The organism is Mycobacterium sp. WMMD1722, from assembly GCF_049315205.1.
GTDB lineage: Bacteria > Actinomycetota > Actinomycetes > Mycobacteriales > Mycobacteriaceae > Mycobacterium.
This window is the reverse complement of sequence record NZ_CP186056.1, coordinates 2,913,364-2,937,550: the sequence shown is the minus strand read 5'-3', so window position 1 is coordinate 2,937,550 and position 24,187 is coordinate 2,913,364. Positions and strand designations below refer to the sequence as shown.

Sequence of the window (24,187 nt, the reverse complement as noted above, 5' to 3'; positions counted from 1 at the left end):
GGATACTGGGCGGCATGAAGTCCTCGCTCGGTGAACGGTTCGGCATCGATTTCCCGCTCTTCGCCTTCAGTCACTGCCGCGACGTCGTCGCCGCCGTGACCAACGCGGGGGGCTTCGGTGTGCTCGGCGCGACGGCGTACACGCCCGAGCAGCTCGACCGGGAGCTGTCCTGGATCGACGAGCGCGTCGGCGGCAGGCCCTACGGCGCCGACATCATCGTGCCGGCCAAATTCGAGGGCAAGGGCGAGAACCTCTCACGCGGGCAGCTCGTCGACCGCATCCCGGCCGACTATCGCGACTTCGTCGCCCAGCTGCTCACCGACCACGGCATCGACCTGGACACCGAGCCGCGACTGGGCGGTTCGAGCCTGTCCGGCGACACCGGCCGCGAACTGCTCGACGTGGCGATGAGCCACCCGATCAAGCTGATCGCCAACGCCCTCGGCGTGCCGCCGGACTACATGATCGAGGCGGGTCGTGAACGCGGGGTGCCGGTCGCCGCCCTGGTCGGTGCGCGGGAGCATGCGCTCAAACAGGCCGAGGCGGGGGTCGACCTGATCATCGCGCAGGGCACCGAGGCCGGCGGTCACTGCGGTGAGGTGACCACACTGGTGCTGGTGCCCGAGGTGCTCGACGCCCTCGCGGCTGCGGGAGCCCGGATCCCGGTGTTGGCGGCCGGTGGCATCGTCACCGGCCGGCAGATGGCCGCAGCGGTCGCGATGGGCGCCGACGGCGCCTGGACCGGATCGGTGTGGCTGACCACCGAGGAGGCCGAGACCGCACCGCACACGGTCGACAAGATGTTGGCCGCGACGTCACGGGACACCGTGCGCTCGGCGGGCCGCACGGGTAAGCCCGCCCGACAGCTGGTGTCGGACTGGACGCAGGCCTGGGCCCCGCGCGGTGACCGGGCGCCGCTGCCGTTGCCGCTGCAGAACATGCTCGCCGAACCGTTGCTGCGACGCATCGATGTGCTTGCCGCTCAAGGGCATTCGGGTGCCCAGGAGCTGGCGACCTATTTCGTCGGCCAGGGGGTCGGACTGATGAACAAGGTCAAACCCGCCCGCGAGGTGGTTCGGGAGTTCATCGAGGACTACGTCGCGGCCACCGAGCGGTTGAGCAACTCGCTGCCGGACTGACGCCCGGCTCAGTCGTCCACCGCGAGCGGCAGCCGTACCTCGAAGCGGGCGCCGTTGTCGAGATTGTGCGCCGACAGCGTCCCGCGGTGGGCCTGCACCAGACCGGCCGCGATCGCCAAGCCCAGTCCCGATCCGCTCGGCAGCGACGAATCAGCCCGCGGTACGCGGTCGTTGGACCCTCGGTAGGCGACGTCGAACACCCTCGGCAGATCGGCCTCGTCGATGCCGACGCCGGTGTCGTCCACCCGGGCCCAGGCGCCGTTCTCGTCGGACCCCAGCGCCAGCTGCACCCGGCCGCCCTCGGGGGTGTGCGCGATCGCGTTGGCCACCAGGTTCGACAGCACCCGCACCAGGGCACGGTCGCTGCCCAGCACCCGCACCGGCTGGTCGGGCAGCTCGGCGGCGAGCATGACGCCCGCACGTTCGGCGGCGATGCGATGCGCGGCCAGGACGTCGTCGACGACCTCGTCGAGGGCCACCTTGTCGAAGGCGGGCTGTACCGCGCCGGCGTTGATCTTCGACATCTCGAACAGGTCGTCGACCATCTCCGAGAGCCGGATCGACTCCTGCTCGATGTGCTTGGCGTGCCCGCGCACCTCGTCCTCGGTGACCAGTCCGTCCGCGATCGCCTCGGCGACCGCCCGGATCCCGGCCAGCGGCGTGCGCAGATCATGGCTGACGAAGGCGACCAGCCGTCGCCGCGACATCTCCGCGGCCCGCTCGGAGTCGCGGATCTCCTGTTCCCACACGGTGCGGCGGGCCTGATAGCGACCGAGCATCACCGCACCCGGGATGGTCACCACCGCGACCACCAACAGCACCACGGCAAGCGGCTCGAAGATCTCGGTGATCATGAAGCCGCTGGCGCCGAGCACCCCGGTGAATGTCGCCAAGGTGGGGATCAGCACCAGCACCACCATGCTCACCGCGAGTGACCACTGGCGGGCCAGGCGGATGATCAGGGCGCCGACCACCACCACCGGGATCGAGCAGGCCAGCGACCAGCCGGCGATCTCCCAGAGATCAGTCGACGGCACTGGCGGTCTGACCTTCACGCGCCCGGGTGTCGCCGGCGCTCCACAGGTAGCCGCGGCCCCATACGGTCTGCACCCGGTGCTGATCGCCCAGCTTGGAGCGCAGCCTCTTGACATGCACCGTCACCGTCGACAGGTCGCCGAAGTCCCACCGCCATACCTGTTTGAGCAGTTCCTCGCGGCTGAACACCGTGTCGGCGTGGGTGATGAAGAACAGCAGCAGGTCGAACTCGCGGTTGGTGAGGCTGATCGGTTCGCCGTTGACGGTGGCCGACCGGGCCGCCGTGGAGACGATGATGTCTCCGACGCGCAGGTCGACGGGCATCACGCCCGCCGGTGACGGTGAGCGGCGCAGCACCGAACGCACCCGCAGCGCCAGCTCACGCGGGCTGAACGGTTTGGTCAGGTAGTCGTCGGCTCCTGCCTCCAGGCCGGCGATCCGGTCGTCCTCTTCACCGAGCGCGGTCAGCAGGATCACCGGAACGGTGTAGTCGCCGCGCTGGCGCAGCGTGCGGCACAGGGTCAGGCCGTCCGGACCGGGCATCATCACGTCCAGAACTGCGACGTCGATGTGCTCGGTGCCCAGCAGCCGTAACGCCTCGTTGCCGTTCTGGGCGATCGATACGTCGAGGCCGTCACGTTCCAGATAGCGACGCACGACGTCGCGGACGACGGTGTCGTCGTCGGCAATGAGTACTCGCGTCACAGGTCCGAGGTTAGCTGGGAGCGCCCCGCAGCTGGGCCCGCGTCATCGATTCGTCACCGTTGGCCCAGGTCGCACCTGGCTGTCACGGTTAGCCTCGGATTCCGTGCCCTCATCTCCGGTGACAGTCGTGCTGCCGTGTCTCGACGAGGCGGCGTCGCTGCCCGCCGTGCTGGCCGCCATGCCGGCGGGCTACCGGCCGCTGGTGGTCGACAACAACAGCACCGACGACACCGCCGAGGTGGCCAGGCGGCACGGTGCCGACGTCGTCCACGAGCCCCGGCCGGGATACGGCTCGGCCGTCCACGCCGGGGTGGTGGCCGCCGCGACGCCGCTGGTGGCGGTGCTCGATGCCGACGGCTCGCTGGATCCCCAGGAGCTGCCCGGGTTGGTCGCCGAGCTGGAGCGCGGCGCACAGCTGGCGGTCGGGCGTCGCCGTCCCGCGCCGGGTCTGCGGTGGCCGTGGCACGCGCGGCTCGGCACTGCGGCGGTGTGCTGGCGGTTGCGGACCCGCCACGGCCTGCCGGTGCACGACATCGCCCCGATGCGGGTGGCCCGCCGCGACGATTTGCTCGCTCTCGGTGTCATCGACCGCAGGTCGGGGTACCCCCTCGAATTGCTGGTTCGTGCCGCTGCCGCGGGCTGGCAGGTGGTCGAGCGCGATGTCACCTACGGTCCGCGAACCGGGGGTAGGTCGAAGGTGAGTGGCTCACTGCGCGGAAGTGTCGTGGCGGCAACGGACTTCTGGCGGGTGATCGAATGACCGAACTGCCGGTGACCGCACTGGTGGTCGCCAAGGCACCGGTGCCCGGGCTGGCCAAGACCCGGCTGGCCGCGACCGTGGGTAACGAGGTGGCGGCGGTCATCGCCTCGGCGGCTCTGCTCGACACGCTCGACGCGGTGCTGGCCGCGCCGGTGGCGCACCGGGTGGTCGCCATGACCGGTGATCTCGATCAGGCCCGCAACCGTTCGGCGATCCGCAAGGCGCTCGGCGAATTCACGGTGGTGCCCCAGCGTGGGGAGTCCTTCGCCGAACGCCTCGTCCATGCCCACGCCGACGCCGCCGCGGCCGGCGGACTGCCGGTCCTCCAGGTGGGAATGGACACCCCGCAGCTCACCGGCGAGCTGCTGGGTCGCTGCGGTGAGGAGTTGCTCGGCACCGATGCGGTGCTCGGGCCGGCCACCGACGGTGGGTGGTGGTTACTCGGTGTGCGGTCGGCGGGAATGGCGGACTGCCTGCGCACGGTGCCGATGTCGCGCGCCGACACCGGCGAACTCACCCTGAAGGCACTGCGCAACAACTCCCTGGAGGTATCCCTGGTGGACGAATTGGCCGACGTCGATACCGCCGACGACGTGGACCTCGTGCGCCGGGCCTGCCCGCCGGGCGCGCGGTTCCCGTTCGCGACCGCCGCCGCGGGACTGTAGGACCCGATGCTGGGGAATCTGTACGACCGCGCGCTGGACGGTGAACGCTGTTGGATCCGCCACGACGACGGTCAGGTGAAGAATCTTCCGGTGCGCAGCTGGCTCGGCGGTCGGCACGCCGACCGCGAATTCGACCGCGCCGTGGTCGCGCTGTGCGCGGGCCCGACCATCGATCTCGGTTGCGGTCCGGGTCGCCTGGTGGTGGATCTGATCAAGATGGGCATCCCCGCCCTCGGTGTCGACCAGTCCGCCACCGCTGTCGAGCTGGCCCGGCGAAACGGGGCACCCGCGCTGCGACGCGACGTCTTCGGCGCGCTGCCCGGCGCGGGACGCTGGCAGACCGCGTTACTGGCCGACGGCAACATCGGGCTGGGCGGCGATCCGAGCCGGGTGCTGCGCCGCGCAGCGGAACTGTTGCGGCCCGGCGGGCGCTGCGTGGCCGAATTCGAGGCCGATGCGCCGGGCGTGCGGACGAATCTGGTCCGGCTGGAGTCGTCGAAGACCATCGGACCGTGGTTCCGCTGGGCGACAGTCGGAATCGACTGCGCCGCAGCGCTCGCCGAAGAGGCGGGACTGGCGCTGGCCAAGATCCACCCGGTGGGCGGCCGGGTGCTGGCTACGATGGTGGCGCCGTGACGCGCTTTCGTGCCGTCAGCAGCCGGACGGCATAGGCCAGCGCGCTCACCCCGAACGCCACCGCGGTCAGCAGCAGCCAGCGGCCGAAAAACGGTTCCTGGGTCTGCCCGGTCGCGGCGGTGTAGGCCGGTCCGCCCTGCTCGATGATGCCGGGGAGGAACACCAGCAGCATCAGAGCCGAAGCCAGCAGCGGGATCCGGACGAAATTGACCGCCGGAGCCGGCGGTGCGGCGAGACGATCACCGGCGGTCACCGCACGGTCGACGAGTGCGTACAGCGGGAAGAACACCAGATCGTGCAGGATCACCGCGGCGGCGAACCACACCAGGATCGACTGCCACCAGGTGTTCGGGTTCCACAGCTGCGCCAGACCCAGGGTGGCCACCGCATAACCGAACAGGGCGAACCCCGCGATCAGGGTCAGCAGGTGAAACACCCCGGCGCCGTACACCTTTGCGAACCTCATGGCCGGGCCTGAAAGTCGATGCCGGCGACCCATTTGGTGTTGTGCACGCCGGGCAGCGCGGGCACGATGATGCGCGCCGGATAGCCGTGGTCGAGCGACAGTTCGGCGCCGTTGACGCGCAACGCCAGCAGAGAATCGGGATGGGTCACCTGACTTCCCTGCAACGTCGCACGATTGAAGGCGCCCCGGCGCTCCACCGACGAGACCCGGGCCGCCACCGGCTCGTTCACTCCGGCCAGCCGCGCGAGGTCGCGCAGCCGTACGCCGGTCCACGTCTGGGTGGTCGACCAGCCCTCCACACAGGCGATCGGCAACCGCGCGGTGTGCTGCGCCATGGCGGCCAGCGCGCTGCGGTCGAGCATTACGGGTTCGCCGGTGCCCCGCAAGGTGAGCCGCCACGCGTCACCGGTCTCGGCCGGGGTGATACCTGCGGCGAATGCGGTGCGGTTGATCTGGAAGTCGTTGGGGCCGTCCCCGTAACTGCGGCCGCGCGGGAGCAGCAGCGCGGCGTGGCGGGTGACGCCGCCGATGGTCTGGCCGGCGGTCAGGACGGCCATCAGCAGTGCTCCGCCGCCCACCACCGCCAGGGCGCCGCGGCGGCTCAGGGTGGCCGGGGCCGGGTCGGCGGCCACCAGGCCGTCGGGATCGTGCGGTTGGGGACGGGTGGCATCGCGGTTGGTGCGCAGGACGGTCGACATCGGCAGCGACCGCAGCCCGGCCCACATCCGCGGGAGTTTGAGGGCGACGTGGATGACGAATCCGGCGATGAAGACCCACGCACCGAAGTAGTGCGCGGTGTAGAAGCTGAAGCCGAAGATGTAGTCGTATTGGATGTTCAGCACGCCGGTGACGATCTCGAAGAGGATCCCGCCGACCAGCATGAGCAGCGAGATGCGTTCGAGCAGTTGGGCGATCGAGCGTGCGGGCGGCCACACGAACAACTTCGGGATCACCGACCAGAGCTTCGCCAGCACGACGGGGATCAGGATGAGCCCCAGCCCGACGTGCAGTCCCTGGGTGAGCCGGTACAGCCAGGCCGGATCGGTGGGCCAGTCGAAGGTGGGCAGCTTCAACCAGCCGACGTCACCGGGGATCGCCTGGCCGAACTGCGGACCGTAGGCGATGTAGGACAGCAGCCCGGTGATGGTCACCACGGGCAACGTCACCAGTAGGACCGAGCCGAGAACCGATGTCAGCCAGGGGCCTCGCAGCGGACTGCGCCATCTCGGCGCAGGGTGCGACGCGGGCTTCTCGTCCTCGTTCACGTGCTCACCAATTCGTCAGGATCAGATGGTTCACCAATAGTGCGCCGACGATGTTCACGGCGAGCCACCACCGTTGCGCGCGCACCGGCAACAACGCTCCCGCCGCCACCATCCACATGGTGAACGGCAGCCAGATGCGCTCGGTCTCGGCCTTGCTGAGCATGCTCAGATCGGCGAACACGATCGCGGCCAGCGCACCCAGCACGAGCAGGTGCAGCCCGGAGCGCGCCCTGATCGCGGCGATGTCGAACACCCGGCCGAGCGCCGCGACGGTCCCCAGCCCGACCGCGCAGATGACCGCCGCGAAGTTGGCCCAGCCCCAGTACTGGAACGGCCGTTCGACGGCGATGCCCTGCCAGTACCGTTCCTGCACCAGGTGGTAGCCGTCGAACCACCAGAATCCGGCCGCGAGGAACACCAGCACCACGGCCACCGCACCGGCGAGAGCGGGGAGCAGCGCCCGCACCGCCGAGCGCAGGTCGCCGGCGCAGATCAGCACGGCCAGGGCGGGCAGTGCCATCAGCGCGAGCCCGTAGTTGAGGAAGATCCCCCAGCCCAGCAGCACCCCCGCACCGACGGCGGCCAGCTCCGGTGTGCGTACCGCACGTTTCACCGCGAGCGCCAGCAGCGCGATACCCCAGGCCGCGACACCGGCGAAATAGCCGTCGGCGGACACCGCCACCCAGATCGCGGTCGGTGCGACGGCGGCGAACGGTGCGGCGCGGCGGGCGGTCTGTTCGTCGCTCAGCGCCCGCACCGCGACCAGGATCGCTGAGGCGACGCTGGACCCGACCAGCAGGCACCACAGTCCAGCCCAGGCGCCGCCGCCCAGGCCGATCCGGTCCAGCCAGACGAAGGTCAGCAGTGCTCCGGGCGGATGGCCGGACACGTGGGTGATCCAGGAGTCGGGCTGGAAGTCGAGGATGCGGCCGGCGAAAGTGCGGACCATAAGCGGGATGTCGGTGACGCCCGGCACCTCGCGCAGATATTCGTGCTTCGCGGTGAGCCGGCCTGCGAATCCGCGCTGCCAGCCGTCGATCATCGCCAGCGAGAACGCCCAGGCGCACGAGGTGGCCCACGCACCCAGGACGAGGGTGCGCCATCGCATCCGCTGGGCGAGCGACTGCCCCCACAGCACGGCGGCGGCACCGATGAGGATGGCGGGCACGGTGCCCCAGCCGACATGGGCGTTCCACCAGCCGAACACCGGCGAGGTGGCGGCGAAATCGCGGAACCGGTCGGGGGTCGCGTTGAGCAGCGGTGTGACGACGTCCAGATGCAGGTGCGGCACCACGAACGCGGAGATCAGCAGGGTCAGCCCGAGGGTGACCGCGATTGTCTCCCGGCGATAGGTCCGCATTCTCGCCAGCCTATTGCCGCGCGATACTCCCGCCGTGCGGCCCGGCTGACGATTCGATGACCACCGCGCGGTCAGTACAGCATCGACCGCAGATTGTCCTCGTCGTAGTAGGCGTCCAGTTCGGCCTGGGTCAGGTCCGGTTTGAAGGACTTGGCCAGCTGCGCGACGCTGGGCACCGCGTCGGGGTTCCAGCATTGGGGTTTCCACGCGTCCGAGCGCAGGAAGGCCTTCGAACAATGGAAGAACACCTCTTCGACGGCGATCTCCAGGGCCAGGATCGGCCGCTTGCCCTGCACCGTCATCGCGTCGAAGTAGTCCGCATCGGCCAGCACCCGCGCCGCACCGTTGACCCGCAGCGTGTCTCCGCGGCCGGGGATGACGAAGAGCGTGCCGACCCGTGGGCGCTGCAGCACGTTGAGGTAGCCGTCGACACGTTTGTTGCCGGGACGTTCGGGGATCGCGATCGTCGAGTCGTCCACGATGTGCACGAATCCGGCCGGATCCCCCTTGGGCGACACGTCGAGCCGGCCGCGGGCGTCGGTGGTCGCGATGAAGGCGAGCGAGGCCGCCCGCAGCCAGTCTCGGTGCACGTCCGCAAGCCGCGGGGCCACCTTGTTCGCGACGGCCTCGTTCGGGTGTCCGACGATGGCGCGCAACTGCTCGACGGTCGTCACTTCGCGACGCATACCGCCATCATGCCGCGCGCTCAACCGAATCGGGCGGCCAGCTCCCGGCGGTCGACCTTGCCGATGCCGCGGCGGGGCAACGCGTCGACGACGTGCACCTCGCGGGGAGCCGCTGTCGGGTCCAACTCGGCGGCGATGTGGTGGCGCAGTTCCGCGACGGTGGGCGCGGCGGCGCCCGGGGTCAGCACGACGGCGGCGACCACCCGCTGGCCGAGGCGCTCGTCGGCCACACCGAACACCGCACAGTCGGCAATCGCCGGATGGTGGCCGAGGACCGCCTCGACCAGCTGCGGCAGCACGGTGAGGCCGCCGGTGCTCACGGCGTCGTCGATCCGCCCGAGCACCCGCAGCACACCGTCGTCCACGGCGCCCAGGTCCTCGGTGCGGAACCACCCGGGGTCGGCGAACGGATCGGGCGCCACCGGATTGCGGTAGCCCTTGGCGACGGTGGGGCCACCCAGCACGATCCGGCCATCCTCGAGGCGCACCCGCACGCCGTCGAGAGGCTTACCGTCGTACACGCAGCCACCGGCGGTCTCACTCATCCCGTAGGTGCGGACCACGGAAACGCCTGCCGCCGATGCCTTCTCGGACAACCCAACGGGCATGGGGCCACCGCCGATCAACACTGCATCGAGTTCGGCCAGGGCCGCCCGCGCGGCCGGGTCGGCCAGTGCCCGGTCCAGTTGCACCGCCACCAGTGAGGCGTAGCGACGCCCTGAACCCATCCGAGCGACGGCGTCCGCGAGCTCGACCGGATCGAAGCGTGCCGACAGTGCCACCGGCGGTGCGCCGGCGATGACGCTGCGCGCCAACACCTGTAGCCCGGCGACGTGGTGAGCGGGCAGCGCCAGCAGCCACCGGCCGGTGCCGCCGAGACGGCGGTGGGTCGCCTGCGCGCTGGCGGTCAGCGCGGCGGCGGTGAGCATCGCGCCCTTGGGCCTGCCGGTGGTACCCGACGTCGAGACCACCACGGCGACATCGTCGTCGATCGGCTCGCCGGCCCGCAGCGCCGCGGCCAGGGTTTCGGCCGAGGTGGGGTCCTCGGCGGGCACCGGCAGCAGTGCCGGGCCGCGTCCGTCGAGCGCCCGCTCGACATCCGGCCACACCGACAGCGCCTCCGCGCCGGCCGGAACGGGGACGGCGCGCAGGGTGGTTATCCGTCCCCCTCGGCGTCGCGGGGATCGTCGAGCGGCCAGCCCTGCGCCGCGAGGCGTGCGTGGACCCGCTCGATGTCCTCGGGCAGCGGCAGTTCGTCGGTGAGCTGGGTGATGAGCACCCCGATGTCGATCTGATCGAACTCACCCTGGTCGATCAGATTCTCGGTCACCGTGCGGACTTCCTCGTCGGTCAGCCGCCGGCGCAGCAGCGCGAGCAACGGCACCCGATCCGGCCCGGGCACCCCCTCGGGGTAACCGGCCGTGATCCAGGCGACGATCCGGGCGAGGAATCGGGTCACGGTGTTCACTTCCTCCGCGGTCCGCGCGACGGGGCGGCCACGAGCATCTGATGATAACGGCCGACCCTGGTGACGGCGCCGACGGAGAACACCGTCCGGACGCCGGGTGAACGGGAAATGAACATCTCCGGGTTCGGCGGCAAAAGGCCAGGCGACACCGGGCGACCCGGCGTCCGCCCGTTGGCGTTTCGAGTCGTCCTGGCCGCACAATCAGGTCTCGTGACCACCGAGCTCATCATCCTGGTGTTGCTGATCGCAACCGCGCTTGCGTTCGACTTCACCAACGGCTTCCACGACACCGGCAACGCGATGGCGACGTCCATCGCGACCGGCGCCCTCAAACCCAAGGTGGCCGTCCTGCTGGCCGGCGTCCTGAACCTCGTCGGCGCATTCCTGTCCGTCGAGGTCGCCATCACTGTCACCACCTCAGTGCTGCGGATCCAGGACGGCAACACCGGATCCCTGATCTCCGGGATCGACGCGTCGACCGGCCTGACCATCATCTTCGCCGGCCTCATCGGTGGCATCCTCTGGAATCTGCTGACCTGGCTGTTCGGTATCCCGTCGAGTTCGTCGCACGCGTTGTTCGGCGGTCTGATCGGCGCCGGCCTCGCCGCGCTGGGCACCGCCGGTGTCAACTGGCCGGGCGTGTTGAGCAAGGTCGTCATCCCCGCACTGGCCGCCCCGTTCATCGCCGGCCTGGTCGCCGCCTGCGGCACCTGGTTGGTCTACCGGATCACCCGCAAGGTGCTCAAGCGCCGCCGCGAGGATGGCTTCCGCTGGGGCCAGATCGCGACGGCCTCGCTGGTCGCGCTCTCGCACGGCACCAACGACGCGCAGAAGACCATGGGTGTCATCGCGCTGGCGCTGATCACCACCGGCCACTTGACCGGCAATGTCAAGGAGGACGGCCTGCCGTTCTGGGTCATCGCCTCCTGCGCGTTGGCCATCGGCCTGGGCACCTACATCGGCGGTTGGCGCGTCATCCGCACCCTGGGCAAGGGGCTGGTCGAGATCGAGTCGCCGCAGGGGTTGGCCGCCGAGGCATCGTCGGCCGCGATCATCCTGTCCTCCAGCGCGGCCGGGATGGCGTTGTCCACCACCCATGTCGCGACCGGATCGATCCTCGGCTCGGGTGTCGGTAAGCCGGGCGCGCAGGTCCGCTGGGCGGTCGCGGGCCGGATGGCCACCGCGTGGGTCATCACGTTGCCGGCCGCCGGCATCGTCGGCGCGCTGTCGTTCTGGCTGTCCAATGTCGTCGAGAAGGTCACCGGCTCGCAGCTGGCCGGCGACGGTCTGATCTTCGTGATCCTGGTCGCGCTGTCGGGCTTCATGTACTGGCGCGCCCAGCAGAAGAAGGTCGACCACAAGAACGTCAACGCCGACTGGGACCACACCACCAATTCGGTGGTCCCCGCCGATCTGCGCGGCGTGACCAGCGACCAGCCCAAGCCCACCGCAGCGGTCTGAGTACCGGCCGCCCGGAGAACGAGGAATTCGAATGACCTATCTGGAAGCGATCTTGAAGGTCCTGGCGGTGGGTTTGGTGCTCGGCGCCGGACTGCCCGCGGTGTTCGCGATCGGCCTGGTGGCCTTTTCGCGAGGTGCCGGCGGCGCCGAGGCCGACGGCACGGTCGACGCACCCAATCCGGCCCTGAAGTTCCTGGGGCTGTTGCTGTTCGTGTTCGTGGCGGCGGTGATCCTGATCGCCATCCTGTACATCACGAAGGGGACGATCCAGCACCACTTCGGCTTCAACCCCGTCCCGTTCATCCCGAAGTGAGGTGGTGACCATGCCTGATAGCGCCTTTGCCAACATCCTGCTCTGGCTGCACGACGGATACCCCGAAGGTGTCCCGCAGCAGGATTACTTCGCACTGCTGGCCCTGCTGAAGCGTTCGCTGTCCGAGGAGGAGGTCGTCGAGGCGGCCAAGTCGGTGCTCAGGTCCACCGACACGGACACCGTGACCGAAGACGAGATCCGCAGCGCCGTGCACGCGGTGATCGAGAAGGAACCCAACCCGGAGGAGATCCACCAGGTGGCCGCTCGGCTGGCCTCGGTGGGATGGCCGCTGGCGGCACCGGCCGGCTAACCCTCAGCGCCGGGTGTCGCGGCGCAGCGGATGGTCGTCGGGTACCTCGACGAAGATCAGTGTCACGCCGTCGGGGTCGGTCACGTGCATTTCGTGCAGGCCCCACGGTTCCTGGCGCGCCTCCCGAGCGATGGACACCCCGCGTTCGATCAATTCCCGTTGTGCGGCAACGAGATCGCGGACCTGCAGCCACAGTGTGCCGCCGGCGGCGGGTTCGCCGTGTGCGGCCAGTTCGATCAGCGACTGACCGGCGTGGAACACGGTCCCGCCGCCGTATTCCCGGGCGACCGCCAGGCCGATCTCATCGCGGTAGAACCGCAACGAACGCTGATAGTCCTTGGGCCGGAACAGCACCCGGCTCGACAGGATCTCCATGGTCTGTGTCTATCACGCGGCTCAGGCGCTCGGCTGCACCCGCTGCCGCTTGACCACCGCGTTGACCCAGGTGGGCGCCAGCGAGTCGACGGCCCGGGCCGTGACGGCCATGCGTGGGGCGATGCGCACCGGGCGGTGACGCGCGGCGTCGATCATCCAGTCGGCCGCCTCCGTCGCGGACAGTCCGGGCAACCCGTCAAAAGCCCGGGTGGGCGCGATCATCGGCGTCTTCACCAGGGGGTAATACAGCGTCGTCGAGTGCACACCGCTTGGCGCCCACTCGGTCTCGATGACGCGACTGACCGCCGACAGCGCGGCTTTGGAGGCGTTGTAGACCGCGAACAGCGGGGAGGCCTCGCTGAACACCCCCCACGTCGCGACGTTGATGATGTGGCCGTCACCGCGTTCGATCATGCCTGGCGCCAGGCCCCGGATCAGCCGCAGCGGCGACATGTAGTTGAGGGTCATCGTGCGTTCGACGTCATGCCAGCGGTCCAGCGATTCGGCCAGCGGCCGGCGGATCGACTTGCCGGCGTTGTTGATCAGGATGTCCACGCCGTCGAATCGGCTGTCCACCTCCGCGGCCAGGCTGTCGACGGCGTCCAGGTCGGATAGGTCGCAGGCCCGGGCGTAGGCGGTGCCGCCGGCGCCGGTGATGCGGTCGACCAGCGCGTCGAGCAGGTCCTGCCGGCGGGCAACCGCGATGACCGTGGCGCCGCGGCGGGCGAACTTCTCGGCAGCGGCCTCGCCGATACCGGAGGAGGCGCCGGTCAGCAGGATGCGCTTACCCGTCAGGTCGACCGCCGAGCGGGGCTGCAGCAGGTGCTCGGTCAGCGGGGGCCGCATGCTGGTCAGCAGCAGACTGTCGGTCAGGCGGCGAAGCGGGTTCTTGCTCACCCGTCGAGCCTACTGAGGCGGTTCAGAAGTTCGTCGACACCGCGAGGTCGCGCCACGGCGCCAGCTCGGCGGCGTCCCGGCGCGCGCGCTGCTCGGCGAGCTCGACCGCGTCGGGTCCGATGGGCAGCCGGGTGGGCAGCTCGTCGGCGTGCACGACATCATGCAGCAGGGCGGCCAGCTTCGCGGGGTCGCCGTCCTGTGCGCCGCTGATCGACGCGAGCTCGTCGAGCAGCCGGTGCGCCGGTGTGCAGCGGTAATCGGCAATGGTGCCCGCGTGCTCGGCAACCCACATGGTGGACGGGTCGAGCAGGTCGGTGCGGAAATACCCCGGTTCGATGGCGAACACCCGAATCCCCAACGGCTGCAGTTCTTCCCGGAGTCCCACGGTGAGTCCCTCGACCGCGAACTTGGCGGCGTTGTAGAGCGACGAGCCGGCGAAGCCGACGATCCCCGCGGTCGAGCTGACGTTGACGATCGTGCCCGCGCCCTGGCCTCGCAGCGTCGGCAGGACGGCCCGGACCACGTTGACGACGCCGTACACGTTGAGCTCGAACTGCTCACGCAGCTGCGCCACGGGCGTCTCTTCGAACAACCCCACCAGCGCCCGGCCGGCGTTGTTCACCACCACGTCGATTCCTCCGAACCGCTCGACCGCGGCGGCGACGGCCCGGTCGGCCGCGGCCGGGTCGGTGACGTCCAGGTCCAGCGGCAGCAGTCGATCATGTGCGCCGAGGGCGGCGCGGACGGAGTCGGCGCGCCGGGCGGTGGCGACCACGGTCTCGCCACGGTCCAGGGCGCACCGCGCGATGGCGGCGCCTAGGCCTCGCGATGCGCCGGTGATGAGCCAGGTGGACATGATGCTCCTCGAATGTAAGTGTTCTCTTACATACAAAGTAAGAGGGGGATGACATTGCGTCAAGCGGGGCCGATCGGGTGAACTGGAACCTTCGAGATGGGCGGCGGCGACGACGGAGGTGGGGTGGCGCGACCGAAGTATCACCACGGCAATCTGCGAGCCGAACTCATCGACGTGGCCGGGACCATCGTGGCCGAATCCGGGCTTTCCGCGCTGTCGGTGGCGGCCGCCGCCAAACGCACCGGCGTCACCGCCGCGGCGCCCTACCGGCACTTCTCCGGCCGGTTGGCGCTGCTGACCGCGGTGGCTGCCGAGGCTGCGCGTCAGTTCGACGCCGAAGCGCGTGCCGCACTGCCGACCGAGCGTGATGATGACCCGGTCGGTTGGGCCATCGAGGCGATGGCGTCGACCGCGGCCACCTATGTTCGGTTCGTCGTCCGCCGGCGGATCGGCTGGGACGTCATCTTCGGCGACGAACTCAAGGGCGTGCTCGACCAGGACCGCCTCGCCGCGGCCCGCTCACTGAGCGACACGTACCTCGACCCGGCCCGCGTGGTCACCGGAGGTGATGTTCGGGCGGCGCTGACGTTGGTCGAACACGAGATCGCCACCGCGCATGGTTACGCGACGCTCTATACGGCCGGCTTGTTCGCCCGTCGGTATCCCGACGTGGAGCGCGCCGCCCGGAAGGCCGCGAGCATCACCCGCACATTGGCCACCGCGGCGGCCGGACCCGAGTGGGCGGCGGCTCAGAAGTAGCCCAGAAGGAGCTAGAAATCTAGAAATATCGCGGGAAGCTCGACCAGTCCGGGTCGCGCTTCTCCAGGAACGCGTCGCGACCCTCCACGGCCTCATCGGTCATGTACGCCAGCCTCGTCGCCTCGCCGGCGAACACCTGCTGGCCTACCAACCCGTCATCGATCAGGTTGAACGAGAACTTCAGCATCCGCACCGCCTGCGGCGACTTCCCGTTGATCTCGGCGGCCCACCGCAAGCCGGCGAGTTCGAGGTCGGCATGGTCGACGACGGCGTTCACCGCACCCATCGCATGCATCTGCTCGGCGTCGTAGGCGCGACCGAGGAAGAAGATCTCCCGGGCGAACTTCTGCCCGACCTGGCGGGCCAGATATGCGCTGCCGAAGCCGCCGTCGAAGCTGCCGACGTCGGCGTCGGTCTGCTTGAAGCGGGCATGTTCGCGGCTGGCCAAGGTCAGGTCGCACGTCACGTGCAGGCTGTGTCCGCCGCCGGCCGCCCACCCGTTGACCAGGCAGATCACCACCTTGGGCATGAAGCGGATCAGACGTTGCACCTCGAGGATGTGCAGCCGCCCGGCGCGCGCGGCGTCGACGGTGTCCGCGGTCTCACCGGCGGCGTACTGGTACCCGGTGCGGCCGCGGATGCGCTGGTCCCCACCCGAGCAGAACGCCCAGCCGCCGTCCTTGGGGCTGGGCCCGTTTCCGGTCAGCAGCACGACCCCGACATCGGCGGACATGCGGGCGTGGTCGAGGACCCGGTAGAGCTCGTCCACGGTGTGCGGGCGGAACGCGTTGCGCACCTCGGGCCGGTCGAACGCCACCCGCACGGTCGGCTGCGGTGCGCCGTCGACGACGTGGCGGTGATACGTGACGTCGGTCAGATCGAAGCCGGGGACCGGCTGCCAGACCGACGGGTCGAAGGGGTTGGAGCTCATGGGGTCACGGTAACGGGATCGAACCTGAACACGGCCAGTCGCCCGGCCAGCGCCTCGAATTCGTCGGGGTTCGGTCCGGTCACCAGCCCGGCGTTCTTGACGAAGCTCACCCCGGTCGGCACCAGGGTCGGGAATTGGCGCAGCAGCGGGCGGGCCTGTTCGGGGGACATCTCGACCATCCGCACCCGTTCGGTGCGCCGCCCGGTGCGCAGTTCGGCCACACCGGCCGCGCGGGCGTTGGCCGGCCAGTCCGATCCCGGCAGCCCGGCCACCACATAGCGCTGGCCGTCGACGGTCATCGGGGTGATCGGCGTGGATCGGGGTTTGCCGGTCTTACGGCCGGCGACGGTGAGCACCACCGGTCCGTTGCCGCCGAAGCCGACCCCCAGCCGGTTGAGTCCGATCATCAGCTTGTTGACGTATTTCAGCCACCAGGGCGGACGGATCCGTTCTCCGGGCATCTGCTCCTCCTCAGTTCAGCACTCCGAGCGCGGCCAGGCCGTCGCGCAGACCGGTACCCCGCTGGACGGTGGGCAGGGGGTCGACCAGGACGAATCGACACCCCAGCGCGCGGGCGCCGCCGTCGGCCTCGTCGCTGTCGCCGACCATCACCGCGTCGGCGGCCGGGACGTCGAGCCGTTCCAATGCGGTCCGAAAGATGCGTGGGTCGGGTTTGACGGCCCCGACCTCGAAGGACAGCACGAATTCGTCGACGTCGGCGTCGGCTCCGATCCGCGCGAAGGCGGGTCGGATGTCGAAGGCGATGTTGGACACCACCGCGGTCTTGATGTCGCGCCGCCGAAGGCCGGCGAGCACCTCGGCGGTGTCCGGATAGGGCGTCCAACTGGCCGGATCGATGACGCGACGGTAGAGCGACTCGGCGTGGTCGTCGGCCAGGCCCGACTCGCGCAGCACGTGCAGATAGGCCTCGCGGTGCAGATATGGCGCCAGGTCGCGGTTCTCCCATGCGTGTGCGGCCTCGGGCGTCATCTCGACGGACCGACCCGTGGGCGCCGTGAGGCGCCGCAGCAACTCGGCCTGAACGTGGCTGTCCACCTCCCGGTCGTCCACGACGATCCCGTCGAACCAGCTGTCGTCCTCCTCGAGGCGGAAGAGGGTTCCCGAGAAGTCGAAGAGCACCGCGCGCACTGCCACACCCGTCATGGTGCCATCTGGGCTGTGCGCGCCGCGACGTGTGAAAACGTCGTGAAGCGGCTAGATAGATGTCCATGATGCGCATTGCGCAAGCCGCGGTGGTGGTACCCGCTCACAACGAGATCGCCGCGCTGCCGCGCACATTGCCTGCGCTGACTGCCGCAACCCGCAGTCTCCCGGCGCCGGTGCTGACCGTGGTGGTCCTCGACTCGTGCAGCGACGGCAGCGCGAAGCTGGCCGGTCGGTTCGGGTCCGAGGTGCACTTTCACGAGGTCGAGGTCGGCAACGTGGGTGCAGCGCGGGCGGCGGGGTTCGAGTATGCGCGTTCGGTACTGGCCGCCGTACCCCTCGAGCAGACCTGGTACGCGACCACCGATGCCGACACGACGGTGCATCCGGACTGGCTCTGCCGGATGGTGCAGGACGAGGTCGACATGGTGCTCGGGGTGGTGAACGTGTCCGACTGGAAACATCTGCCCCGCGCGGTCGTGCGGCGCTATCTGCGCGCTTATCACTCGCGGTTCACCCGTTCGGGTCATGACCATGTGCACGGCGCCAACATGGGTTTCCGGGCGGATGCCTATTGGCGCGTGGGTGGCTTCGGCGCACTGGCCACCGGCGAGGACGTGGACCTCGTCGCGCGATTCGAGTCCGAGCAGCTGCGGATCCGGCGCGACCCTGAGCTCTGGGTCACCACCTCGGCTCGCCGAGATGCCCGGGCGCCCGGGGGATTTGGAGCTCATCTGCGTGGCTTGGCCGGTTCGGGGCGAGGCTCCACCGGCGATGCGGCATGACGGCCGACCGACTGCGGCAGTGGTCGGCCTCCGGGCGGCTGCAGCTACCCCAGCCCGGTGGCGGTGACACACTCGCCCGCTGGCATGCGCTCGCCGATCTGGCCGAGTCCGACCTGGTGGCCGGACGGCTGGCCGAAGCGCACACCGACGCGATCGCGATCCTGACCGAACTCGGCGGCCCTGCCGTCGGGGTCGGTGAGCTCTGGGGGGTGTGGGCAGCCGAGGCGCCGCCGGGTGGGCTGGTGGCCCGGCCGGTCGGCGACGCCGTCGTGCTGGCCGGCGCGAAAGACTGGTGTTCGGGTGCCGGGATCTGTTCGCACGCCCTGGTGACGGCCCGTCTGCAACATCGAGACGAGCGCGGCCTGTTCGCCGTCGACCTCGCCGCCGGCGGTGTCACCCGCTGCCCGAGCACCTGGCGCAACCCGGGTATGGCGGCCTCGGACACCCGCTCGGTGGAATTCGACGACACCCCGGCAGTGCCGGTCGGCGAGCCGGGGGACTACCTCGACCGGCCCGGATTCTGGCATGGCGCAATCGGTGTCGCGGCGTGCTGGTGGGGCGGGGCCCGCGCGGTCGCGGCCCCGCTGTATGCGGGGGGTTCGCGGGCCGATCCGCACACCCTGGCTCACCTGGGGGCGGTGGATGCTGCACTGACCGCCGCCGCGGCCACGCTTGCCTGGGCGGCCCGCGAGGTCGACTCGGACCCCCGAAATCGAAGTGGCGCAGCGGAAATGATCGCGCGGCGCACGCGTGCGGTGGTCGAGACCGCCGTTGACGAAGCGCTCCGGCGCACCGGGCGCGCGCTCGGACCGGGCCCGCTCGCCCACGATGCGCGGCACGCCGCACTGGTGGCCGATCTCGAGATGTACGTCCGCCAAAGCCATGCCGAACGCGATCTCGAAGCGCTGGGACGGCTGGCGAGGGGGTCGCGTTGACGGCCTTGGACGACTCGGGTATCGGCAATACCGGGCGGTTCGCGGCGCGCCCGCTGACCGCAGGTGGTACCCCGGCCCAGGTCTGGCTCGACACCGAGCGTCACCTTCAGCCGCTCGACCTCGCCGGCTGCCGGGAACTGATCGTGGTCGGCGCCCATCCCGACGACGAGACATTGGGCTTCGGTGCGCATGCGGCGATGTTGGCCCGCCGGGGTATTCGCGTGCAGGTGGTGTCGGCAACCGATGGCGGTCGATCGCACCCGCATCTGAGCCTGGTCCGACGCCGGCAGCTCGAACGCACCCGCCGGGACGAATTGCACCGGGCGCTCGGCGTTCTCGGCCTGCCCCCGCCGATCAGCCTCGGTCTGCCCGATGGAGAGCTGGCCGCCCACGAGGGTCGGTTGACCGATCTGCTGGTCGAACTGCTCGCCGACCGTCCGGGGAGAACCTGGTGTGCGGCCACCTGGCGTGGTGACGGACATCCCGACCACGAGGCGGTCGGTCGGGCCGCTGCGGCCGCTGCGTCGGCAGCCGGGATGCCGCTGCTGGAGTATCCGGTGTGGATGTGGCATTGGGCCGTTCCCGGCGACCCGGCGGTACCGTGGCACCGCGCCCATACGGTGAGCCCCGATGCCGACGCGACCAGTCGGAAGGCGGCGGCGGCGGCGCAGTTCGTCAGTCAGTTCCAGCCGTTGGAGCCGGGCGCCGATCCGGCGCTGCCGTCGTTCGTCCTGCAGCGGCTGATCCGGATCGGCGAGGTGGTGTTCCGGTGACCGGACGACTTCCCGACGACTATTTCGCCGGCCTCTACGCCGGTGCCGAGGATCCCTGGAGCCTGCAGAGCCGGTGGTACGAGCGTCGCAAATACGCGATCACCACCGCCGTGCTGCCACATCCGCGCTACCGCCACGCGTTCGAACCGGGTTGTTCGGTCGGGGTGCTGACCGAGTTGCTCGCGGCACGCTGCGACCGGGTCACGTCCACCGATGTCGCCCAGCCCGCACTGGATGCGACCCGTCGCCGGCTGATCGGCGCCGGCGCCCAGGACCGGGTGCGCTTGGTGCGACAGTCGGTCGACGAGCCATGGCCGGAGATGGATTTCGATCTGGTGGTGCTCTCGGAGGTCTGTTACTACCTGCACCCCGCGACCTTGCGGGCGGTCCTGGATCGCGAGATTCCGCGTCTGTCGCCGGGGGCGATCGTCCTCGCGGCGCACTGGCGCCATCCGGTGGCGGAGTATCCGATGACCGGCGACGAGGCGACCGATCTGATCGACCGCACGCCGGGACTGCACCCGCTGGGTGGTTACCGGGATGCCGACGTCGCCGTCGGCGTGTGGGACACCGGATCGGCCGATTCGGTGGCGACCCGCACCGAGGTGCCCGGCGCCTAGGGGTGCAGCCGGGCCGCCCTGTCCGTCAGCAGTTCTGCGCGCACGCCAACCCATGTGCCGAGCAGACGCAAACGTCCCGCGACACGCCGCGGCGCGTGAGCTTATGCGTCTGCTCGCGCAGGGGAATTAGCCGACGCGGCGGTCGGAGCCCTCCCAGAACTGGGCGCGCACGGCCTTCTTGTCCGGCTTGCCCAGGGCGGTCACCGGAACCGAGTCGACCACGATCACCTGTTTGGGTGACTGCACCGACCCCTTGCGCTCCTTGACCGCCGCCTGGATCTCGGCGGTCATCGTCGCCACCGACTCCTCGTCGGTCGGGGCGTCGGGACGCAACACCACCACCGCGGTGACCGCTTCACCCCACTTCTCGTCCGGGGTGCCGATCACGCACACCTGCGCGATCGAAGGATGCTCGGCGACAACGTCTTCCACCTCGCGGGGGAACACGTTGAACCCACCGGTGACGATCATGTCCTTGGTCCGGTCGACGATGTACCAGAACCCGTCCTCGTCCTCGCGCGCCAGGTCGCCGGTGTGCATCCAGCCGTCCCGGAAGGTTTCGGCGGTGGCCTCGGGCTTGTTCCAATAGCCACCGGACACCAGCGGACCCGATACGCAGATCTCGCCGACCTCGCCCTGAGCTACCTCGTTGCCGTCCTCGTCGAGCAGCGCGGTCCGTGCGAACACCGTCGGGCGGCCACAGGAGGTGAGTCGTTGGTCGTCGTGGTCGCCCTTGGCGAGGTAGGTGATCACCATCGGCGCCTCGGACTGGCCGTAGTACTGGGCGAAGATCGGGCCGAACCGTCGGATCGCCTCCTTGAGGCGGACCGGGTTCATCGCCGAAGCGCCGTAGTAGACGGTCTCCAGTGAGGACAGGTCGCGGGTGTGCGAATCGGGATGGTCCATCAGGGCGTAGATCATCGACGGCACCAGCATGGTGGCCGTGATCTTCTGCTCTTCGATGGTCCGCAGCACTTCGGCCGGGTCGAATTTGGTCAGCACGACCAGTTCGCCGCCTTTGATGATCGTCGGCACGAAGAACGCGGCGCCCGCGTGCGACAGCGGCGTGCACATCAGGAACTTGGGGTGCTGCGGCCACTCCCACTCGGCGAGCTGGATCGTCGTCATGGTGGTGATCGACTGCACGGTGCCGATGACGCCCTTGGGCTTACCGGTGGTCCCGCCGGTGTAGGCCATGCCGCCGATGTGGTCGGGCGGCAGATCGGCGGCCCGCAGCGGCTTGGGCTCGTATTTGGCGGCCTCGGCGTTCAGGTCGACCGCGACCACGTCGTCCTTGGCGGCCAGCGCCTCGGGGACCGGGCCGATGGTCAGGATCTGCTTGAGGCCGGGCACCTTGTCGAGCAGGCCCAGCGCCCGTTCGGTGAACATCGGGTTGGGGTCGATGATCAGTGAGGTGACGCCGGCGTCGTCGAGGACGTAGGCGTGGTCGTCGAGCGAGCCGAGAGGGTGTAGTGCCGTGCGGCGGTACCCCTGCGTCTGGCCGGCGCCGATGATCATCAGCACCTCGGGACGGTTGAGCGACAGCAGTCCGGTGGCGGTGCCGCTGCCCGCCCCCAGCGCCTCGAAAGCCTGAATGTACTGGCTGATGCGCTCTGCGAGCTGTCCACCGGTCAGCGTGGTGTCGCCGAGGAACAGCACCGGCTTGTCCTTGTTGCGCTTCAGCGCGCCGGCGGTCAGGTGCCCGGAATGGATCGGATGACGCAGCAACGAATCGCTCATGCCATCAGATTAGAACGTGTTACAGAAATGGTTTCAAGGGCCGGGGAAATGGGCCTCCCTGTGGAGTGACCGATCAGCGGCTGGCGGCGGCGATTCTCGAGCTCGCCCGCGGTCGCGGCCCGGACAAGACCATCTGCCCCTCCGACGCGGCGCGGGCCTTCGGCGGCGAGCGCTGGCGCGAGCTGATGGGCGACGCCCGCGATGCCGCGCGCGAACTGGCCAGAACCGGCGAGGTGCAGATCACGCAGCGGGGCGAAGCCCTCGATCCGGATGCGCAGTGGCGTGGGCCCATCCGCATCCGGATCGTCCGGCGTTGAGCGTCAGACGCTGGCGGCCTGTCGGCCAGTTCGACCCTCCTTCCTATCGTGTGGTGCCTCCGACATCACGTCGATCGGGGACGCCGGAAATCGACAGACGTCGGCGTCGGGTCGATAGCATCGGTTGATGGCCGCCGCTGCAGACCTGGTCCTCGTCGGCACCGTGCTCACCGTCGATTCCGCGCATCCGGACGCCGAGGCGGTCGCCGTGCGCGACGGGCGCATCGTCGCCGTCGGCAGCCGCGCGGACGTCGATGCCCACATCGGTGCCGACACCGAGGTGGTCGAGATCGGGGACGGTTGCGTCATGCCGGGATTCGTGGAGGCCCACGGACACCCGCTGATGGAGGCCGTGGTGCTGGCCGACCGCATCGCCGACATCCGGCCCGTCAGGATGCGCGCGGCCGAGGAGGTGCTCGCGGCGATCCGGGACGAGGTGGCCCGACGCGGTGCCGACGGCGCCTATCTCAACGGCTGGGACCCGCTGCTGCAGGACGGGCTGCCCGAGCCGACGCTGGGCTGGCTGGACGAACAGGCGCCGGACACCGCCCTGGTCATCGTCCACAATTCGGGCCACAAGGCGTACTTCAACTCGGCAGCGGCCCGTGCCGTGGGCTTGAACCGCGACACCCCGGATCCCAAGGGCGCCAGATACGGTCGCGACGCCGACGGGGAACTCGACGGCACCGCCGAGGAGACCGGTGCGGTGTTCTCACTGATCGGCGACGCGATCGACCCCGGCGGCTATCCGGCGATGCTGATGGCCGAGTGTGCACGGCTCAACCGGGCGGGTCTGACCACCTGTTCGGAGATGGCTTTCGACCCGAGGTTCCGGCCGGTGCTCGAGGCGCTGCGCGACCAGGTGACCGTGCGGTTGCGTACCTACGAGATGTCGACGGCACAGCTGTCGACCACCGAGGTCCCCGACAACGGCGATGACATGGTGCGTCAGGTCGGAATCAAGATCTGGGTCGACGGGTCACCGTGGGTCGGCAACGTCGACCTGACGTTCCCGTATCTGGACACCCCCGCCACCCGCGCCATCGGGGTGACGCCCGGCTCGTGTGGACACGCCAACTACACCCGAGAGCAGCTCGAGGAGATCGTTGCCGCCTACTATCCGCTGGGCTGGCAGATCGCCTGCCACGTGCATGGCGACAACGGCGTCGACACGATCCTCGACGTCTACGAGCAGGCGCTGGCGCGACATCCCCGCGACGATCACCGGCTGCGGCTCGAACACGTCGGCGCCATCACCGACGCGCAGCTGAGCCGCGCCCACGACCTCGGCGTCACCTGCAGCATCTTCGTCGACCAGATCCACTATTGGGGTGACGTGATCGTCGACGGTCTGTTCGGCCCCGAGCACGGCAACCGGTGGATGCCCTGCGGCGCGGCGGTCGCCACCGGGATGCGGATCTCCCTGCACAACGATCCGCCGGTCACCCCCGAGGAGCCGCTGCGAAACATCAGCGTCGCCTCCACCCGTCGGGCGCCCAGCGGTCGCGTCCTCGGACCCGAACAACGCCTCACCGTCGATCAGGCGATCCGCGCGCAGACCATCGATGCCGCCTGGCAGCTGCACTCCGATGACGTCATCGGATCGCTGGAGGTCGGCAAGTACGCCGACATGGTGGTGCTGTCCGCCGATCCGCGTGCGGTGCCGGCCGAGGACATCGCGGGCCTCGAGGTGCGCGCGACCTACCTCGCGGGGCGCCGCGTTCATGCCAAGCCCGCTTGACGAGGATGTCGGCATGGCAGGCTCG

Annotated in this window: 29 protein-coding genes; 14 read left to right on the top strand and 15 right to left on the bottom strand. The window is 69.7% G+C overall.

Going from position 1 to position 24,187, the window contains the following annotated elements; all coding sequences use genetic code 11:
* Nucleotides 1-14 precede the first annotated feature (14 nt).
* Nucleotides 15-1,139: an NAD(P)H-dependent flavin oxidoreductase gene (locus ACN27E_RS14050; RefSeq protein WP_422742261.1), complete on the top strand. Its 1,125-nt coding sequence runs from the start codon at nt 15-17 to the stop codon at nt 1,137-1,139.
* A gap of 8 nt (nt 1,140-1,147) precedes the next feature.
* Here ACN27E_RS14050 and ACN27E_RS14045 read toward each other — a convergent pair whose 3' ends face one another.
* Together ACN27E_RS14045 and ACN27E_RS14040 are read right to left on the bottom strand one after the other, a co-directional pair.
* On the bottom strand, nt 1,148-2,176 hold the full coding sequence (locus ACN27E_RS14045) for a sensor histidine kinase (protein WP_422742258.1): 1,029 nt from the start codon (nt 2,174-2,176) through the stop codon (nt 1,148-1,150).
* Nucleotides 2,163-2,879 carry a response regulator transcription factor gene (locus ACN27E_RS14040; protein WP_422742256.1) on the bottom strand — a complete coding sequence of 239 codons (717 nt, stop codon included), beginning with the start codon at nt 2,877-2,879 and terminating at the stop codon, nt 2,163-2,165. The genes ACN27E_RS14045 and ACN27E_RS14040 overlap by 14 nt, the downstream gene beginning before the upstream one ends.
* Before the next feature lie 103 nt (nt 2,880-2,982).
* On the opposite strand from ACN27E_RS14040, the gene ACN27E_RS14035 reads away from it, so the two are divergent.
* The 3 genes from ACN27E_RS14035 to ACN27E_RS14025 are packed head-to-tail and all read left to right on the top strand — an operon-like array spanning nt 2,983 to nt 4,940.
* The gene (locus tag ACN27E_RS14035) at nt 2,983-3,639 is read left to right on the top strand and encodes a glycosyltransferase family 2 protein (protein WP_422742254.1); all 657 of its coding nucleotides are present in this window, start codon (nt 2,983-2,985) and stop codon (nt 3,637-3,639) included.
* A complete protein-coding gene (locus ACN27E_RS14030; RefSeq protein WP_422742253.1) occupies nt 3,636-4,304 on the top strand; it encodes a TIGR04282 family arsenosugar biosynthesis glycosyltransferase in 669 nt (222 codons plus the stop codon). Before ACN27E_RS14035 ends, ACN27E_RS14030 begins: the two co-directional genes overlap by 4 nt.
* Nucleotides 4,305-4,310: 6 nt before the next feature.
* Nucleotides 4,311-4,940 (top strand): methyltransferase domain-containing protein, encoded by a 630-nt coding sequence (locus ACN27E_RS14025; RefSeq protein WP_422742251.1) that lies wholly within the window; start codon nt 4,311-4,313, stop codon nt 4,938-4,940.
* On the opposite strand, the gene ACN27E_RS14020 is transcribed toward ACN27E_RS14025, so the two are convergent.
* The 6 genes from ACN27E_RS14020 to ACN27E_RS13995 form a co-directional block, all read right to left on the bottom strand.
* Nucleotides 4,921-5,406: a hypothetical protein gene (locus ACN27E_RS14020; RefSeq protein WP_422742249.1), complete on the bottom strand. Its 486-nt coding sequence runs from the start codon at nt 5,404-5,406 to the stop codon at nt 4,921-4,923. The genes ACN27E_RS14025 and ACN27E_RS14020 overlap by 20 nt on opposite strands.
* Nucleotides 5,403-6,671, bottom strand: a complete 1,269-nt coding sequence (locus tag ACN27E_RS14015) for a molybdopterin-dependent oxidoreductase (RefSeq protein ID WP_422742247.1) — start codon at nt 6,669-6,671, stop codon at nt 5,403-5,405. The genes ACN27E_RS14020 and ACN27E_RS14015 overlap by 4 nt, the downstream gene beginning before the upstream one ends.
* Nucleotides 6,672-6,675: 4 nt before the next feature.
* Nucleotides 6,676-8,031, bottom strand: coding sequence for a hypothetical protein (locus ACN27E_RS14010; protein ID WP_422742245.1), 1,356 nt, complete (start codon nt 8,029-8,031; stop codon nt 6,676-6,678).
* A 71-nt stretch (nt 8,032-8,102) separates the two neighbouring features.
* Entirely contained in the window at nt 8,103-8,717 is a 615-nt protein-coding gene (locus ACN27E_RS14005) for a pyridoxamine 5'-phosphate oxidase family protein (RefSeq protein WP_422742244.1), read from the bottom strand.
* A gap of 20 nt (nt 8,718-8,737) precedes the next feature.
* Nucleotides 8,738-9,826, bottom strand: a complete 1,089-nt coding sequence (gene menE / locus ACN27E_RS14000) for an o-succinylbenzoate--CoA ligase (protein ID WP_422742242.1) — start codon at nt 9,824-9,826, stop codon at nt 8,738-8,740.
* A 47-nt stretch (nt 9,827-9,873) separates the two neighbouring features.
* A complete protein-coding gene (locus ACN27E_RS13995; RefSeq protein WP_422742240.1) occupies nt 9,874-10,176 on the bottom strand; it encodes a DUF3349 domain-containing protein in 303 nt (100 codons plus the stop codon).
* A gap of 219 nt (nt 10,177-10,395) precedes the next feature.
* Between ACN27E_RS13995 and ACN27E_RS13990 the strand changes: the two genes are divergently transcribed.
* From ACN27E_RS13990 to ACN27E_RS13980, 3 genes are read left to right on the top strand one after another with little or no spacing between them, the layout of a single operon-like run.
* Nucleotides 10,396-11,646: an inorganic phosphate transporter gene (locus ACN27E_RS13990; RefSeq protein ID WP_422742237.1), complete on the top strand. Its 1,251-nt coding sequence runs from the start codon at nt 10,396-10,398 to the stop codon at nt 11,644-11,646.
* A 31-nt stretch (nt 11,647-11,677) separates the two neighbouring features.
* Nucleotides 11,678-11,959: a hypothetical protein gene (locus ACN27E_RS13985; protein ID WP_422742235.1), complete on the top strand. Its 282-nt coding sequence runs from the start codon at nt 11,678-11,680 to the stop codon at nt 11,957-11,959.
* 10 nt (nt 11,960-11,969) lie between these two features.
* Nucleotides 11,970-12,269: a DUF3349 domain-containing protein gene (locus ACN27E_RS13980; RefSeq protein WP_422749864.1), complete on the top strand. Its 300-nt coding sequence runs from the start codon at nt 11,970-11,972 to the stop codon at nt 12,267-12,269.
* A gap of 3 nt (nt 12,270-12,272) precedes the next feature.
* Here the strand turns inward: ACN27E_RS13980 and ACN27E_RS13975 are convergent, their stop codons facing one another.
* The 3 genes from ACN27E_RS13975 to ACN27E_RS13965 are packed head-to-tail and all read right to left on the bottom strand — an operon-like array spanning nt 12,273 to nt 14,397.
* Entirely contained in the window at nt 12,273-12,644 is a 372-nt protein-coding gene (locus ACN27E_RS13975; protein ID WP_422742233.1) for a VOC family protein, read from the bottom strand.
* Between the two features lie 21 nt (nt 12,645-12,665).
* Entirely contained in the window at nt 12,666-13,541 is an 876-nt protein-coding gene (locus ACN27E_RS13970) for an SDR family oxidoreductase (RefSeq protein ID WP_422742232.1), read from the bottom strand.
* A 22-nt stretch (nt 13,542-13,563) separates the two neighbouring features.
* Nucleotides 13,564-14,397 (bottom strand): SDR family NAD(P)-dependent oxidoreductase, encoded by an 834-nt coding sequence (locus tag ACN27E_RS13965; protein WP_422742229.1) that lies wholly within the window; start codon nt 14,395-14,397, stop codon nt 13,564-13,566.
* Between the two features lie 123 nt (nt 14,398-14,520).
* Here ACN27E_RS13965 and ACN27E_RS13960 point away from each other — a divergent pair, with 123 nt between their 5' ends.
* A complete protein-coding gene (locus tag ACN27E_RS13960) occupies nt 14,521-15,156 on the top strand; it encodes a TetR/AcrR family transcriptional regulator (protein WP_422742227.1) in 636 nt (211 codons plus the stop codon).
* A 19-nt stretch (nt 15,157-15,175) separates the two neighbouring features.
* Here ACN27E_RS13960 and ACN27E_RS13955 read toward each other — a convergent pair whose 3' ends face one another.
* Genes ACN27E_RS13955 through ACN27E_RS13945 form a run of 3 tightly spaced genes read right to left on the bottom strand, consistent with a single transcriptional unit; the run spans nt 15,176 to nt 17,251 of the window.
* Nucleotides 15,176-16,087 (bottom strand): 1,4-dihydroxy-2-naphthoyl-CoA synthase, encoded by a 912-nt coding sequence (locus tag ACN27E_RS13955; RefSeq protein WP_422742225.1) that lies wholly within the window; start codon nt 16,085-16,087, stop codon nt 15,176-15,178.
* Entirely contained in the window at nt 16,084-16,548 is a 465-nt protein-coding gene (locus tag ACN27E_RS13950; protein ID WP_422742224.1) for a nitroreductase family deazaflavin-dependent oxidoreductase, read from the bottom strand. The genes ACN27E_RS13955 and ACN27E_RS13950 overlap by 4 nt, the downstream gene beginning before the upstream one ends.
* 10 nt (nt 16,549-16,558) lie before the next feature.
* On the bottom strand, nt 16,559-17,251 hold the full coding sequence (locus ACN27E_RS13945; protein WP_422742222.1) for an HAD family hydrolase: 693 nt from the start codon (nt 17,249-17,251) through the stop codon (nt 16,559-16,561).
* Nucleotides 17,252-17,316: 65 nt separating this feature from the next.
* Between ACN27E_RS13945 and ACN27E_RS13940 the strand changes: the two genes are divergently transcribed.
* Genes ACN27E_RS13940 through ACN27E_RS13925 form a run of 4 tightly spaced genes read left to right on the top strand, consistent with a single transcriptional unit; the run spans nt 17,317 to nt 20,364 of the window.
* Nucleotides 17,317-18,036, top strand: a complete 720-nt coding sequence (locus ACN27E_RS13940) for a glycosyltransferase (protein ID WP_422742219.1) — start codon at nt 17,317-17,319, stop codon at nt 18,034-18,036.
* Nucleotides 18,033-18,971 (top strand): acyl-CoA dehydrogenase family protein, encoded by a 939-nt coding sequence (locus tag ACN27E_RS13935; protein ID WP_422742217.1) that lies wholly within the window; start codon nt 18,033-18,035, stop codon nt 18,969-18,971. Before ACN27E_RS13940 ends, ACN27E_RS13935 begins: the two co-directional genes overlap by 4 nt.
* Nucleotides 18,972-18,976: 5 nt before the next feature.
* On the top strand, nt 18,977-19,744 hold the full coding sequence (locus tag ACN27E_RS13930) for a PIG-L deacetylase family protein (protein WP_422749862.1): 768 nt from the start codon (nt 18,977-18,979) through the stop codon (nt 19,742-19,744).
* Nucleotides 19,741-20,364 carry an SAM-dependent methyltransferase gene (locus ACN27E_RS13925; protein ID WP_422742216.1) on the top strand — a complete coding sequence of 208 codons (624 nt, stop codon included), beginning with the start codon at nt 19,741-19,743 and terminating at the stop codon, nt 20,362-20,364. Before ACN27E_RS13930 ends, ACN27E_RS13925 begins: the two co-directional genes overlap by 4 nt.
* Nucleotides 20,365-20,490: 126 nt before the next feature.
* Here the strand turns inward: ACN27E_RS13925 and fadD8 are convergent, their stop codons facing one another.
* Nucleotides 20,491-22,104: a fatty-acid--CoA ligase FadD8 gene (gene fadD8, locus ACN27E_RS13920; RefSeq protein ID WP_422742215.1), complete on the bottom strand. Its 1,614-nt coding sequence runs from the start codon at nt 22,102-22,104 to the stop codon at nt 20,491-20,493.
* Between the two features lie 65 nt (nt 22,105-22,169).
* Here fadD8 and ACN27E_RS13915 point away from each other — a divergent pair, with 65 nt between their 5' ends.
* Both ACN27E_RS13915 and ACN27E_RS13910 read left to right on the top strand, forming a co-directional pair.
* Nucleotides 22,170-22,421 (top strand): DUF3253 domain-containing protein, encoded by a 252-nt coding sequence (locus ACN27E_RS13915; RefSeq protein WP_422742212.1) that lies wholly within the window; start codon nt 22,170-22,172, stop codon nt 22,419-22,421.
* A gap of 127 nt (nt 22,422-22,548) precedes the next feature.
* The gene (locus tag ACN27E_RS13910) at nt 22,549-24,162 is read left to right on the top strand and encodes an amidohydrolase (protein WP_422742211.1); all 1,614 of its coding nucleotides are present in this window, start codon (nt 22,549-22,551) and stop codon (nt 24,160-24,162) included.
* Nucleotides 24,163-24,187 lie beyond the last annotated feature (25 nt).